The 13,419-nt window shown below is 38.5% G+C and carries 15 protein-coding genes; 9 read left to right on the top strand and 6 right to left on the bottom strand.

Annotated elements, in window-relative coordinates:
* Positions 1-52: 52 nt before the first annotated feature.
* The 3 genes from KHA97_RS13310 to KHA97_RS13300 all read left to right on the top strand — a co-directional run bounded on the left by KHA97_RS13310 (position 53) and on the right by KHA97_RS13300 (position 2,632).
* Positions 53-892: a VOC family protein gene (locus tag KHA97_RS13310; RefSeq protein WP_213125203.1), complete on the top strand. Its 840-nt coding sequence runs from the start codon at positions 53-55 to the stop codon at positions 890-892.
* Positions 893-908: 16 nt separating this feature from the next.
* A complete protein-coding gene (locus tag KHA97_RS13305) occupies positions 909-1,517 on the top strand; it encodes a nitroreductase family protein (RefSeq protein ID WP_213125202.1) in 609 nt (202 codons plus the stop codon).
* Positions 1,518-1,594: 77 nt separating this feature from the next.
* Complete coding sequence (locus tag KHA97_RS13300; RefSeq protein ID WP_213125201.1) at positions 1,595-2,632, top strand: lactonase family protein; 1,038 nt, start codon at positions 1,595-1,597, stop codon at positions 2,630-2,632.
* Between the two features lie 373 nt (positions 2,633-3,005).
* Here KHA97_RS13300 and KHA97_RS13295 read toward each other — a convergent pair whose 3' ends face one another.
* Genes KHA97_RS13295 through KHA97_RS13280 form a run of 4 tightly spaced genes read right to left on the bottom strand, consistent with a single transcriptional unit; the run spans position 3,006 to position 5,026 of the window.
* The gene (locus KHA97_RS13295) at positions 3,006-3,263 is read right to left on the bottom strand and encodes a DUF2651 family protein (RefSeq protein WP_213125200.1); all 258 of its coding nucleotides are present in this window, start codon (positions 3,261-3,263) and stop codon (positions 3,006-3,008) included.
* 20 nt (positions 3,264-3,283) lie between these two features.
* Positions 3,284-4,006, bottom strand: coding sequence for a YfjL-like protein (locus KHA97_RS13290; RefSeq protein ID WP_213125199.1), 723 nt, complete (start codon positions 4,004-4,006; stop codon positions 3,284-3,286).
* A complete protein-coding gene (locus KHA97_RS13285; protein WP_213125198.1) occupies positions 4,003-4,536 on the bottom strand; it encodes a zf-HC2 domain-containing protein in 534 nt (177 codons plus the stop codon). Before KHA97_RS13285 ends, KHA97_RS13290 begins: the two co-directional genes overlap by 4 nt.
* Positions 4,529-5,026: an RNA polymerase sigma factor gene (locus tag KHA97_RS13280; RefSeq protein ID WP_213125197.1), complete on the bottom strand. Its 498-nt coding sequence runs from the start codon at positions 5,024-5,026 to the stop codon at positions 4,529-4,531. Before KHA97_RS13280 ends, KHA97_RS13285 begins: the two co-directional genes overlap by 8 nt.
* A 151-nt stretch (positions 5,027-5,177) precedes the next feature.
* Between KHA97_RS13280 and KHA97_RS13275 the strand changes: the two genes are divergently transcribed.
* Together KHA97_RS13275 and bioB are read left to right on the top strand one after the other, a co-directional pair.
* Positions 5,178-5,768, top strand: coding sequence for a biotin transporter BioY (locus KHA97_RS13275; protein WP_213125196.1), 591 nt, complete (start codon positions 5,178-5,180; stop codon positions 5,766-5,768).
* An 11-nt stretch (positions 5,769-5,779) separates the two neighbouring features.
* The gene (gene bioB / locus KHA97_RS13270) at positions 5,780-6,787 is read left to right on the top strand and encodes a biotin synthase BioB (protein ID WP_213125195.1); all 1,008 of its coding nucleotides are present in this window, start codon (positions 5,780-5,782) and stop codon (positions 6,785-6,787) included.
* Positions 6,788-6,898: 111 nt separating this feature from the next.
* Here the strand turns inward: bioB and KHA97_RS13265 are convergent, their stop codons facing one another.
* Entirely contained in the window at positions 6,899-7,552 is a 654-nt protein-coding gene (locus KHA97_RS13265) for a DUF3995 domain-containing protein (protein WP_213125194.1), read from the bottom strand.
* 360 nt (positions 7,553-7,912) lie between these two features.
* Between KHA97_RS13265 and KHA97_RS13260 the strand changes: the two genes are divergently transcribed.
* The 4 genes from KHA97_RS13260 (at position 7,913) to KHA97_RS13245 (ending at position 11,915) form a co-directional block, all read left to right on the top strand.
* On the top strand, positions 7,913-8,113 hold the full coding sequence (locus KHA97_RS13260; RefSeq protein ID WP_213125193.1) for a cold-shock protein: 201 nt from the start codon (positions 7,913-7,915) through the stop codon (positions 8,111-8,113).
* Positions 8,114-8,241: 128 nt separating this feature from the next.
* The gene (locus KHA97_RS13255) at positions 8,242-9,609 is read left to right on the top strand and encodes an FAD-binding oxidoreductase (RefSeq protein WP_213125192.1); all 1,368 of its coding nucleotides are present in this window, start codon (positions 8,242-8,244) and stop codon (positions 9,607-9,609) included.
* 33 nt (positions 9,610-9,642) lie between these two features.
* Positions 9,643-10,491, top strand: a complete 849-nt coding sequence (locus KHA97_RS13250; RefSeq protein WP_213125191.1) for a polysaccharide deacetylase family protein — start codon at positions 9,643-9,645, stop codon at positions 10,489-10,491.
* A complete protein-coding gene (locus KHA97_RS13245) occupies positions 10,488-11,915 on the top strand; it encodes a serine hydrolase domain-containing protein (protein WP_233713473.1) in 1,428 nt (475 codons plus the stop codon). The genes KHA97_RS13250 and KHA97_RS13245 overlap by 4 nt, the downstream gene beginning before the upstream one ends.
* Before the next feature lie 50 nt (positions 11,916-11,965).
* On the opposite strand, the gene gdhA is transcribed toward KHA97_RS13245, so the two are convergent.
* A complete protein-coding gene (gene gdhA / locus KHA97_RS13240) occupies positions 11,966-13,348 on the bottom strand; it encodes an NADP-specific glutamate dehydrogenase (RefSeq protein ID WP_407658024.1) in 1,383 nt (460 codons plus the stop codon).
* Between the last annotated feature and the right edge of the window lie 71 nt (positions 13,349-13,419).

The raw sequence follows: 13,419 nt of genomic DNA, 5'->3' as shown, positions 1-13,419 counted from the left end.
TCATAATTATAATAAAGTCGCTTACATAAAGTAAGTATAAGGAGGATTGAAAATGACACAACCATCTGTTATAAAACAAGCTGTGTTAACAGTCCAAAATCTTGAGAGATCAGTTGACTTTTATGAAAAAGTTCTTGGGTTCAAAGTAATTGAGCGAACAAATGAAAAAGCATCAATTTCAGCAGACGGTAAAACTGCATTATTATCACTGGAACAACGTAAAGATGCAACACCTCGGGATCCTAGGACTAGTGGTCTATATCATATTGCCTTCTTAATGCCTAATCGTTCACATCTTGCAGATATTGTTCATTATTTTATTCAAACTCGCTATCCATTGCAAGGGGCTTCTGACCACCATGTCAGTGAGGCACTTTATTTAGCCGATCCAGAAGGAAATGGAATCGAAATATATATTGATCGAGATCCAGAAAAATGGATATGGCAAGGAGATCAAGTATACATGACGACAGAGCCACTCGATGTTGAAAATCTCTTGCAGGAAGCTACTGAAACTGGTTGGAAAGGCATGCCCGAAAAAACAATCATTGGACATATCCATCTCCAAGTAGCGGAATTGGAAAAAACTCGCGAATTTTATTATGATGGACTAGGGTTTGATCTCATTCTTCGTTACGGCTCGCAAGCACTATTTATGTCAAAAAATAAATATCACCATCATATCGGGTTGAATACATGGAACAGTAAAGGGGTAGCTGCACCATCAGAAAATAGCACCGGTTTAAAATACTTTACGATTGCGTTGCCTAACAATGAAGAAAAGCAAAAGATCATGGAGCAATTGAAAAAAATAAATGCTCCAATGACAGAGGAGAATGGGAAAATTCTTACGACAGACCCATCTGGAATAAATATTGTTTTAGAAGTGTAAGGGGAGAGAAATGATCATGATTGAAACAAAGCAAAACTTTTATTCAGCTGTTGAAAATAGACGCTCCATATATGGGATAAGTAAAGACACAGTCATAACAGACGAACGTATAGAGGAAATAGTGGCTCAAGCGATTAAACATTCTCCATCAGCATATAATTCACAAAGTGGACGAGCAGTAATCTTGCTTGGTCAAAACCACGATAAGTTATGGAATATTACTGAGGCGGCTTTGAGGGAAAAAGTATCTGCGGATAAATTTAAACTAACGGAAGAAAAAATGGCAGCCTTTCGAAATGGCTATGGCACCATTTTATTTTTCGAAGATCAAACGGTAGTGAAAGGCTTGCAAGAAAAATTTCCATCCTATGCTGAGAAAATGCCTGAGTACTCAATGCAATCATCCGGGATGCTTCAATATATCGTATGGACAGCATTAGAATTGGAAGGATTCGGAGTATCATTGCAGCATTATAATCCAATTATAGACGAAGCTGTTCAACAAATTTGGGACATTCCTGAAAATTGGAAGCTTATTTCACAAATGCCATTTGGAAAACCGACAGTTGGCCCACGTGAAAAACAATATAATAGTGTAGAAGATAGAATGATAGTTTTTAAATAAAGAGCGTCCTCGAAAGGGCGCTTTTGCCATTTTCGATGTTATAATAGTAACAGAAAATTTAGAAAGGGAGTCAGATCATGGGAGAAAAATACATAGGATATGCAGGTACATACACTAGGCAAACGAGTGAAGGAATTTACCGCTTTATTCTGGATACAGAAAAAGCAGAGCTGACGAATGTTGAAGTAGCAGCAAAAGTTGGCAGTCCGACCTATTTAACTATCAGCGAGGGAAACAGGTATTTGTATTCTGTTGCTCAACAAGACAAGTCAGGTGGCGTGGCAGCATTTTCTATTGATTCCGAAACAGGAGAATTGAGTTCTTTAAATACGGAAGTACATGAAGGGGCACCACCATGTCATTTAGATGTGTATCAAAATGACCTAGTAACTGGGAATTATCATGAAGGAACTGTTGAATTATACAAAACGAAAATTGATGGTGTAAATCCAGTATCCTCTGTTTATAAGCACGAAGGAACAGGTCCGCACGCTCGACAAGAAAAACCGCACGTCCATTATACAGCTTTTACTCCAGACAAACAGTATGTTGTTGTTGCCGATCTTGGTACGAACGAAGTCGTTACATATAAAGTTAATAATGGCTCTCTCGACAAAGTGAATACTTTAGTAGTACGAGCAGGGAGCGGCCCACGCCATCTTGCTTTTCACCCAAATGGAAAAGTTGCATATTTACTCACTGAGCTAAGTTCAGAAGTGGTTGTTCTAGATTATAATGCGGAGGACGGAAGCTTCGCTGAAAAACAATACATTAAAGCAATCCCAGCAGATTTTACCGAGACAAATGATGCAAGTGCCATCCATATTCCTTCCGACGGCCGCTTCGTTTATACGGGAAATCGTGGACATAATAGCATTGCTGTGTTTAGCGTCGACGCCGATTCCGGAGAACTTACTTTCGTTGAACATACACCATCAGGCGGGGAGTGGCCGCGTGATTTCGTATTAGACCCAAGTGAAGCTTTCTTGATTGCATCTAATCAACATACGGGAAATCTTGTTCTTTTTGCAAGGGATAAAGAAACTGGAAAATTGACGAAGCTTGATTCTGAAGTTTCTGTTCCTGAAGTAGTTTGTGTGAAATTCTTAAGATAACGAACAAAAGCGGAAGCGCCTGTCCATCGACGTACAAACTTCAGGGCCTTCGACTGAGATAAAGGAAACACGGCGAGGTTGGAAAAGCGGAAGGTGCCTGGTTAGCCCCGACAAGCAAATGTTCTGAGTCAAAAAAGTCCGGTCTTTGACTTTTATTGACTCAGGTTATTTGACCTCGAGCGGCTGGCGCCTGCAGCTAGACAGGACGAGCCGATGTTGACTTATCGTAGGGAGAAGGACAAGAAGTTTGCTAGTCGATAGGCGCTGGATCTTGACGAAAACTTCCCGCCTTGAAAGTTGTCCACAATGTTCAATTTTATAATTTCCTAAGAAGAGAAAGGGCATCGGTTTTTGGACCGATGCATTTTTCCTTTTATGCAGCTGCTTTTGTTTTAGCAAATTTTACAATTATAGAAATAAGTAGTGATACTACCGTATAAAAGGTTGCCCAACCGAATAATGCCGTCCAACCAACGTTTTGGACCATTGGTAAAACAATGGTTAATACATTTAGACCGACAAAAATAATTAATGGAGCCAGATAATAATTTTTCAGCTTCATCGCACCAAATAATGAAAGTACTACTGTAATGATTGGCATTAGAATTGCGTAAAATGGAATTTCCCACATAAATAACATCTCCTTTATTATTATTGATTGTATTCCTCAACATCGTTCAACTCGATGTTTGAATCTTTTTCGAATAAAACTGAGTATTTTACATATCCACGATCATCTTTTTGAATCATTTCATTATCGAATAAATTGCCATTAAAGCTGAATCCGAGGTATGAATAATGTTCTGAGTTAAGCGTCTGTTGAATGGAACGAACGGTTTTTAACACGTCTTCCTTGTTCATATTGGTAGCATCTGCGATCAGGTAGAGATACATTGGTTTTTCAAGCTTTAAATCTTTGCTCCACTTAGTATCCGGGCTATACGTTCCTTGCAAAACTTCCACTTGCACACCCATTTCCACAATTCTATCGACTTTATCTTTCAATAGTTCCGTTATCTCTGCAGCAGCTTCTTTTTCCAATTTTTCCATGAGAGGGAGATCGAGATTGTCATAATAAATTCCGTCATAGGTGACAGTTGGCTTCCAAAAACCAGTCACCGTAAATTCGTAGTCCTTTTGGTGTTCATCCCCAACTTTCCTTACGGTATATGAATAGCCACTAACTTTAAAATTGTAGATAGCATCACGAATAACGAACTCGTCTCCAGGGTATTTGACTTCTAGGTAATGCTTCACTGCCTTATTTGAAAAATACTTCCACGTTGGATTCCCATTAAATGCGTTGTAGAAAAATAAAATAGGGACGACGAGAATAATAATTAAAATTAAATAAATCCATTTCTTCATAGTCATGATGCTGGACCTCTTTCTCTCAGTTTTAAAATGAGTAAGCCGATTACACTGCCAACTAAAGCTAGAATGAGATGTATACCAGCAAGGAAGATTGAGCCAATGTTTGCGTTAACCGACATTGATGCTATATCAATCAATGACCAAATAAAATTCGGTAAAAAAGCGATTACTGCTACGATTAAAAATCGTTTATAAAACAAAAATGTAATCAAACCTAGAATAGGGTAAGTGAGAATAAACCCAAAGCTTTCATGCAACAATGAAGTTTTTATCGCAATAATAAACGAAATCGCAACAAAAATAATTTGATAAATAGATAGCTTCAAATTTATTTTTTTAATCATGTTTTCTGTATCAATCGTAGAAGTAATGTTCTCTGTTTCAATAGGTTCTTTTGATAGAAGGGCCAGTTCCCGGCAGCTCTCACAATGTTCAAGATGCGCCTCCACCCATTCTGTTGTTTCATCTTGAAGCAATCCTTCGTTATAAAGGGGTAGCAGATCTTCTACTATCGAGCATTCTTTATTCATGGTTCAACCCCATTTCTTTTTGAAGTCGCAGTTTCGCTCGATGAAATGTGACTCGAACGTAATTTTCACTTTTATTTATGAGCTCACCAATTTCTTTAAAAGATAGATCTCCATATAGTCGCAGCGATACGATTTCTTGCTGAACTTCGTCTAAGCTGCTAATTCTTTGCAACAAGTTTACATGTCCTTCCTTGACCATATATACATCCTCGGGGGAACTAGGATGTTCAGGGACATCAAGGGTAAGCCTTTTATGAAGGCTAGACACATATTTTTTTGAACGATAATGTTTTCTTAATACATTTTTAGCAATGGAAAATATCCAAGTTTGCACCGTGGATTTTCCAGAGAAAGAATGAATTCCTTTAATTGCCTCATAAAAAACATCATGTGTTAAATCTTCTGCAGCAGATTTATCAGATGTTTTTATATAGAAAAAAGCATATATTTTTGGCTGAATCTCTGTATATAGTCTTTCAAGCTCGTTCATGTTGCCCTCCCCCTTAAGCTCTTCAATACATTAGTACCATGAAAAACGAATTCGTTACAAAAAAATATATGTTAACCATAAAATATTTTAGGTTGACATATAATAGTCATACCACTATTCTCTTATTATAGTAAAAATTTGAGGTGAAAAAATGAGTACAGCAACAGTAAGAACAAAAAATAAGCTAAGAACGCTCGATATGGTCTATGTGAGTATGTTCTCAGCACTAATGATGATAGGAGCAAATATTACATCCTTTATTCCGTTCATGACAATTGGGGGAGTGCCAATTACATTGCAAGCCTTCTTCGCAGTGTTGGCAGGGGCGTTTTTAGGAAGCCGTCTCGGGGCCATTTCCATGGCTGTTTATATGTTTATCGGTCTTTCGGGTGCACCGGTATTTGCGAAATTTATGGGTGGACCAACACAAATTCTTAACCCGACATTCGGATTTATTTTATCTTTTATTGTAACGGCATACGTAACTGGGAAAATCATTGAAAAGAATAACAAACTACATTCATATATTATCGCGGCTTTAATCGGAACTCTCTTAAGCTATTTAATCGGTACTAATTTGATGTATGTTGCTTATAAAGTATGGGCCGCAGCACCAGCTGCATTTTCTTATAAGGTGGCATGGTTGTGGATGGCTGTTCCATTTCCAAAAGATATTTTTCTGGCTGTATTGGCAGGGATGTTCGCCCATAGAATGCAAAAGATTGTGAAAAGATCAAGATAGGTGGTTTGAACATGTTTGATTACGATAAATTAGCAGAAAAAGTATTGGCAGGTAAAGAATTGACGAATGAGGAAGCCCTTGCTGTCTTGCAATGTCCTGATGATGAGTTACTGCTGTTGCTGCATGCAGCCTACCGCGTTCGTAGACATTTTTATGGCAATAAAGTGAAATTGAATATGATCATCAATACAAAATCAGGTTTATGTCCTGAAAATTGTGGTTATTGTGCACAATCGATCGTTTCGAAGGCCCCGATAGAAAAGTATTCGATGATGAAAAAAGATGAAATTGTTGCGGGAGCTAAAAGAGCGGCTGAGTTGAATGCTGGAACGTATTGTATTGTAGCGAGTGGTAGGGGACCAGCTAGCCGAGAATTAGATATTGTCGCTAGCGCAGTGAAGGAAATAAAAGAGCAGCATCAACATATGACGGTGTGCGCCTGTCTTGGGATTTTGAAGCCCGAGCAAGCTGAGAGATTGAAAGAGGCAGGTGTAGACCGCTACAATCACAACATAAATACATCAAGCCAGCATCATTCCAATATTACAACATCACATACATACGAAGACCGCGTGAATACTGTAGGCATTGTTAAAAATTCTGGTATTTCGCTATGTTCGGGCGTCATTGTTGGTATGAAAGAAACACTGGAAGATGTCATTGATATGGCTCGCAGTTTGAGAATATTGGATGCAGACTCTATTCCGGTGAATTTTTTACACGCGATTGATGGGACTCCACTCGAAGGTACGGATGAATTAAATCCACGCTATTGCCTAAAAGTTTTATGCTTGTTCCGTTTTATTAATCCGACAAAAGAAATCCGTATTTCTGGCGGGCGTGAAGTCAATTTAAGAAGCTTGCAGCCACTTGGATTATACCCGGCCAACTCGATCTTTATCGGAGATTACTTAACGACAGAAGGACAGGAAGGTTTAGTGGATAAGCAAATGTTAGAGGATATGGGCTTTGAAGTCGATCTTGAACCGCTAGATAGTGAAATTGCCAAAGCGTTGTAGTAAAAGAGGAAAAGGTACATGCAGATGCCTAAAGAAAAGCAGAAGAGCCTTGTTAATCGACGAACAGATGACATCCTGCGTGTCTGTTCGTCGATTTTGTTTAGACAAATACTAGCTAAATTTAATAATAGTCCCAATCACAAAAAGTATTGTTAAGAGTAAAATAAACAACAAATAGTAGATTGTAAATCTCCTAATTACTATAAGCCGAATGGTAGAAGTAAACGCGTAATGGGCTGCCGCTAATCCGGCGAGCAAGCCCATTATGAGAAACCACGGTTCGTAAAAGAATAGATCCCATAACGCCAAGCTGTGAGGATTCAGTTCTGCCCAGCCTGGAAAGTTAATCGTAATGACCCCAGCCAAAAAGAGTGATTTTGTCAGCATTCCACTAATAGCATGGGCTAGTAAAAATGCGGTACCAGAAAGGGTAGGGATAAGTAAGACGAGCGGATGGATGTTTCTTCCGCTAATCAACGGAATCCACCGAGGTACAATTTTCCCCCATGGTTTGACTAGCCCCAGCAAGCAAAAACCACAGAGCATAATAACAACTCCAGCGATGTAGCTAGCCATATATAATGCTTCGGGATCTTCAGCTCGACCGTAAGTGGTAATTATTCCGCCACCTGCAGCTTCTAAAAATCGAACAAAGATGGCATACAGGACAGCCCACATACATCCTGCGTAAGCGGGCCATGCAGATTTTTTTGTAAAGCGTTCAAACCCATTTAAATATGGTGATTCACCGTTATTATTGTACATTTACGAAGTCACCTCAAAATTAAATTTTTGGTAAAAAAATCTTTCTTTTTTATTACGGATAGTGAGAACAGCAACAGTTTCTTTTATTAATATTTATATTTTATCTTTTTTAAAATCTGAGTTTCAAGAATTGAATAAAAAGGTAGTTGGTTAACTAATTCCTGAAATTATTAAAAATGCTTTTTAAAAACCTTGTTATTTTAACTTAAAGATGGTAATATTAGTCTTAAGCTTAATATATATTAAATCTTATAATTCACATGTTTTTACGGATTATATTGTTGATAATATTACCCGTAAAAGCATGTGAATTTTTGTTTATATCGCTATTAAGTAACAAATTTTTGGAGGTTTTTTATTATGAACCAAGGTACAGTAAAATGGTTTAACGCAGAAAAAGGTTTTGGGTTTATCGAAGTTGAAGGTGGAGAAGACGTATTCGTACATTTCTCAGCAATCACTGGCGATGGCTTCAAATCTCTTGACGAAGGTCAAAAAGTAAGCTTTGACATTACTCAAGGTAACCGTGGAGACCAAGCAGCTAACGTTGTAAAATTATAATTATTAAAAAGCATTGGGGATCATTCTCCAATGCTTTTTTTTGTCTTTTGTTTCTGGGAAAATTTTCTCGGTTAAACTCTTATATGCTATTATTTAATTAGTCTCATTTTTCAAAAAGGGGGTATTTAATGAACCTATATGAAAGTCTATGCGATCTGGTTGGAAAGGATAAAGCGACCATCAATGAAACAATTCTCAGGCATCATTCAGGTGATGAATCCCATCATCTTAAAGTGGAACCTGATGTAGTTGCTTTTCCGGAATCAACAGAAGATGTGATGAAAATTGTCACCTTTGCTAATGAACATAAAATCCCGATCGTTCCTTATGGTGCTGGTTCTGGACTTGAAGGACAGGCCATTCCGATAAAAAAGGGAATTTCAATGAGTCTTGTGCGGATGTCAAGCATCGTAGAAATAAAACCAGAGGATTTAACAGTCACAGTACAACCAGGGATCACTCGCCTAAAACTAAATGACGAATTAAAGAAATACGGCTTATTTTTCCCGGTTGATCCAGGAGCGGATGCTTCTATCGGGGGAATGGCTGCGACTAATGCCAGTGGTACTCTAGCTGTTAGGTACGGAGTGATGCGTGATCAGATTTTAAATATGGAGGTTGTCCTAGCGGATGGACGCGTTATCGAGACTGGGAGCATGGCAAAAAAGTCATCATCTGGATATCATTTAAATAGTCTATTCATCGGTTCAGAAGGGACCCTCGGCATTTTCACAAAAATTACACTTAAGCTTCACGGCATTCCTGAAAACATAATAGCTGCACGTTGTACTTTTCCGTCAATCCGAAGCTGTGTAGATTCAGCGGCTGCCATACTGACAGCAGGAATTCCAATCGCAAGAATAGAATTAGTAGATGCAAGAAGTATCAAGCAGGTTAACCATTTTAGTGAAACAGACTTTCCGGAAGAGCATTCATTGTTTATTGAATTTCATGGCAATCAATCAGGTAATGAAGAGGATGTTGATTTTGTAAAAGCAATTGTAGAAGATATGGGATCCAGTCATTTCGTATTTGAAACGGATTCTTTAAAACGTGCCCATTTATGGAAAGCGCGCCATGATCTCCATTATGCTTTTAGTCATAGCTACCCTAATCTTTCCATTTTAAGCACAGATGTATGTGTGCCAATCTCCAAATTGCCGGAAATTGTGGAATATACACGTAATCAACTAGATACATATGGATTGGATGGAGGAGTCCTTGGACATGTTGGGGATGGAAATTTTCACACTGCCTTGCTGTACAATCCTCAGGACCCAGATGATATCGCAAAAGCAAACCAATTTAATAGAGAATTAGTTTCGTATGCTTTGAAAGTAGGCGGAACTTGCACAGGTGAGCATGGTGTAGGAATTGGAAAGATTCAATTTCAAAAGGAAGAACACGGTACTGCTCTAGATGTGATGACCTCTATTAAAAAATTGTTTGATCCAAGTGATATATTGAATCCAGGAAAAATTTTTCCGAATAGTTGAAAGCGAATACAAATGAAAGCGAGATGTTGATGAATGAATAAAAATGATCGTCTTTTAATCTTGCATGCTGATGATTTTGGAATGTGCCATGCTACGAATCAAGCAATTATCAAACTTTTGGAAGAAGGTTCTATTTCCTCCACAACTTTAATGGTTAATTGTCCTTGGTCGATGGAAGCCGCAACGGCAGCGAAAAATAACCCGAATTTTGACGTAGGCGTTCATCTTACGTTGACAAGTGAGTGGGACCATTATAAATGGGGACCTGTTAATATTAACGGAAATGTAGATACGTTAGTGAATGAACTAGGCTATTTCCCTCCTAATCTTGAAAAGATAGCCGAAGCGGACCGTGAGCAAGTAAGAGAAGAAATTACCGCACAGATTGAAAAGGCTATTCAAATGGGGGTAGATCCTACTCATCTTGATAGTCATATGGGCGCCTATTTATTTTTTATGGATATTCATATTGAGGCTGCAGCGAAATACAATTTGCCACTTCGCTTTACGAAAAATCCACCGCCTGGTTTTCACGTTGAGACTTTAGAAGAACTAATTAAATTAGCAGACAGTAAAGGCGTTTTATATCCGGATCATCTCATAGGGCTTCCTTTTTGGCTAAATGAAGGGGATGGATATGAGACATCAAGACAGAACGCTATTGATATTTTGAAAAACTTGCAGCCTGGTATCACGGAATTATTCCTCCATCCTTCCTATGAATCAGAAGAATTAAAAGGAATTACGGAAACATGGCAAGCGAGACAATATGAGTTTGATATTTTTAGAGATCCAGAAGTCAAAAAAGTTCTTGAAGAAGAAAATATTAAAGTAATTGGATGGAAGGAACTTAGAGATAGACAGAGGGGGAATCAGGCATGATTCAAACAACATTACCTAGAAGTAAACCTTTAGAACAAAACGTTTCTCCCAAAGCGATTCTTGATTTTGTAAATGCATTAGAAACAGAAGAACTTGAAGTCCATAGTTTTATCGTATTAAGACATGGTCAAGTCATTGCGGAAGGAACATGGTCACCTTATGACGAGGAGCATCCGCATATTCTTAATTCCTTGAGTAAAAGTTTTACCTCTACCGCAATTGGTCTAGCAATTGAGGAAGGAAAACTTTCGCTTGATGATGCTGTCATTTCATTTTTTCCAGAATATATGACGGAAGAAATTGAAAAAAACATGGCTAATTTAAAAGTGCGTCATTTGCTGTCAATGTCAACAGGACATGATGAGGATACAACTCCATATTTAAGAAGAAGCAACGATTGGGTGAGGGAGTTTTTAAGCATTCCAATTGTTCATGAACCAGGTACTCACTTTTTGTATAACACAGGAGCCACATATATGTTGTCCGCTATTTTAACAAAGGTGACAGGTATGAAGCTATTGGATTATTTACAACCGCGTTTATTCGAGCCATTAGGAATGAGCGATATAACGACTACTACCTGTCCAAAGGGGATTCATTTTGGCGGTGCAGGGATGAGTGTAAAAATTGAGGATATCGCCAAATTTGGATTACTGTATTTGCAAAAAGGAGTATGGGAAGGAAAACAAATTATACCATCCCATTGGGTGGAAGAGGCAACGAGTAAGCAAATATCTAATGGCAATGATGTAAATAATGATTGGGCACAAGGGTATGGATATCAATTTTGGCGTTGTCGCCACGGGGCTTATCGAGGGGACGGGGCGTTTGGCCAGTATTGTATCGTCATGCCAGAACAGGATGCGGTCGTGGCTATAACAGCTGGTGTGATGGATATGGGGGATATTCTCAACCTAGTGTGGATTCATTTGCTTCCTGGTATGACGGAGCCTATAGAAGGTCAACAAGCCGACCTTGATCAAAAATTAGCTTCGTTAACATATGAGCCGCCAAGATTGTTAACGACATCGCCCAATATTTATAAATGGTCCGGAAAACAATTTGAAGCTCAAGCTAACGATGCAGGAATTACAGCATTATCCTTTCGCTTTGGAGAAGAAAATGCGGCATTTGTTTTTCAAGATTCCGAAGGCGAGCATGAAATACAAATAGGCTACGGAGAATGGAATGAAAGTGAATACAGCATAGCTGGTCAAAAGGTGAAGGCGGCTGTCAGTGGTATATGGAGGAATCGTAATACTTTTGAAATGACAGTTCGCTTACTCGGAACTCCATTTTGCGATACGTGGACGTGTGATTTTATCAATGGTGGTGTAAGAATCAACGTTTCTAGGAATATATGGACTGTTCCAGGATTATCTGATATGGCGTTAGTGCCAACGATAACCGGTTATATTCAGTAGTATGGCAAATAAAAAAGCGGTTCTTTCATTATGAAAGAATCGCTTTTCAATTAAATAATCCCTTGCATTAGCATAGCCTCTGCTACTTTCTTAAATCCTGCAATGTTCGAACCAACAACAAGATTACCCGCATGACCGTAATCTTCTGCCGCTTTAATGCTATCTCGATAAATTTCAGTCATAATCTTTTTCAATTTAGAATCAACTTTTTCAAAAGACCATGGAACACGAGAGCTATTTTGGGCCATTTCTAATGCTGAAACTGCAACACCACCAGCATTCGCTGCCTTACCAGGTCCAAATGACACTTCACTATCAAGGAAAATATCAATCGCCTCAAGAGTGGATGGCATATTTGCTCCTTCTCCGATGGCTTTTACGCCATTTGCGACAAGAATTTTGGCTGAGTTTTCATCAATTTCATTTTGTGTAGCACACGGAAGAGCGATATCACATGGAATGGTCCAAATACCTGTGCTTCCTTCCACATATTGAGCATGAGGATGTTCTTTTACATACTCTGAAATTCTGACTCTTTCAACCTCTTTGAGCCTTTTTACAGTATCAAGGCAAATTCCTTTTGAGTCGTAAATATAGCCATTTGAATCACTACATGCAACTACTTTTGCACCGTATTCCTGAGCTTTTTCAATAGCATAGATGGAAACATTTCCTGAACCGGACACAACAACAGTACTTCCTGCAAATGAAAGTCCACGATCTTTTAGCATTTCTTCAACAAAATATACTGTTCCGTAACCAGTAGCTTCCGTTCTTCCAAGACTTCCACCGTATCCGACACCTTTACCTGTGAATACGCCAGCCTCGAAATTACCGCGAAGCCTTTTATATTGACCGAACATATAGCCGATTTCTCGTGCGCCAACTCCAATGTCTCCAGCTGGAACATCAACATCAGCACCGATATATCTAGATAATTCTGTCATAAAACTTTGGCAAAATCTCATGATTTCCATGTCTGATTTGCCTTTAGGATCAAAGTCAGATCCGCCTTTTCCGCCACCAATGGATTGACCTGTCAAAGCATTTTTAAAAATTTGTTCAAATCCAAGGAATTTAATGATACTTTGATTGACTGAAGGATGGAAGCGTAAGCCTCCTTTATACGGTCCAATTGCACTGTTATATTGAACACGATATCCACGGTTCACTCTTACTTTACCTTTGTCGTCTACCCATGGAACACGGAATGAAATCAATCTTTCGGGTTCTACAATCATTTCCAAAATGCCTGCTTCAATATATTCCGGATGTTCTGCAAACACTGGAGTAAGTGAGTGAAATATTTCTTTTACTGCTTGAAGAAATTCAGATTCATTAGCATTGCGTTGCACTACCGTTTCATACACACTATTCACATAATTTTTTGCTTTTATCATACTTTCCTCTTTCAAATTCATCACCATCGCCATCTTTTCCACTCCTTTACTTCATTTTCTCTAGGCGTAATAAACGAAAAATCAACCGACACGAATTGTTCTTG

It is taken from the genome of Lederbergia citri (assembly GCF_018343625.1).
Lineage (GTDB): Bacteria > Bacillota > Bacilli > Bacillales > Bacillaceae_C > Lederbergia > Lederbergia citri.
The sequence above is the reverse complement of the archived record's forward strand: the minus strand, read 5'-3'. Positions and strand labels throughout refer to the sequence as shown.

Coding starts and splice junctions, on each gene's coding strand:
- KHA97_RS13310 (WP_213125203.1), top strand. CDS start 53: ATGACACAACCATCTGTTATAAAACAAGCTGTGTTAACAGTCCAAAAT.
- KHA97_RS13305 (WP_213125202.1), top strand. CDS start 909: ATGATTGAAACAAAGCAAAACTTTTATTCAGCTGTTGAAAATAGACGC.
- KHA97_RS13300 (WP_213125201.1), top strand. CDS start 1,595: ATGGGAGAAAAATACATAGGATATGCAGGTACATACACTAGGCAAACG.
- KHA97_RS13295 (WP_213125200.1), bottom strand. CDS start 3,263: ATGTGGGAAATTCCATTTTACGCAATTCTAATGCCAATCATTACAGTA.
- KHA97_RS13290 (WP_213125199.1), bottom strand. CDS start 4,006: ATGACTATGAAGAAATGGATTTATTTAATTTTAATTATTATTCTCGTC.
- KHA97_RS13285 (WP_213125198.1), bottom strand. CDS start 4,536: ATGAATAAAGAATGCTCGATAGTAGAAGATCTGCTACCCCTTTATAAC.
- KHA97_RS13280 (WP_213125197.1), bottom strand. CDS start 5,026: ATGAACGAGCTTGAAAGACTATATACAGAGATTCAGCCAAAAATATAT.
- KHA97_RS13275 (WP_213125196.1), top strand. CDS start 5,178: ATGAGTACAGCAACAGTAAGAACAAAAAATAAGCTAAGAACGCTCGAT.
- bioB (WP_213125195.1), top strand. CDS start 5,780: ATGTTTGATTACGATAAATTAGCAGAAAAAGTATTGGCAGGTAAAGAA.
- KHA97_RS13265 (WP_213125194.1), bottom strand. CDS start 7,552: ATGTACAATAATAACGGTGAATCACCATATTTAAATGGGTTTGAACGC.
- KHA97_RS13260 (WP_213125193.1), top strand. CDS start 7,913: ATGAACCAAGGTACAGTAAAATGGTTTAACGCAGAAAAAGGTTTTGGG.
- KHA97_RS13255 (WP_213125192.1), top strand. CDS start 8,242: ATGAACCTATATGAAAGTCTATGCGATCTGGTTGGAAAGGATAAAGCG.
- KHA97_RS13250 (WP_213125191.1), top strand. CDS start 9,643: ATGAATAAAAATGATCGTCTTTTAATCTTGCATGCTGATGATTTTGGA.
- KHA97_RS13245 (WP_233713473.1), top strand. CDS start 10,488: ATGATTCAAACAACATTACCTAGAAGTAAACCTTTAGAACAAAACGTT.
- gdhA (WP_407658024.1), bottom strand. CDS start 13,348: ATGGCGATGGTGATGAATTTGAAAGAGGAAAGTATGATAAAAGCAAAA.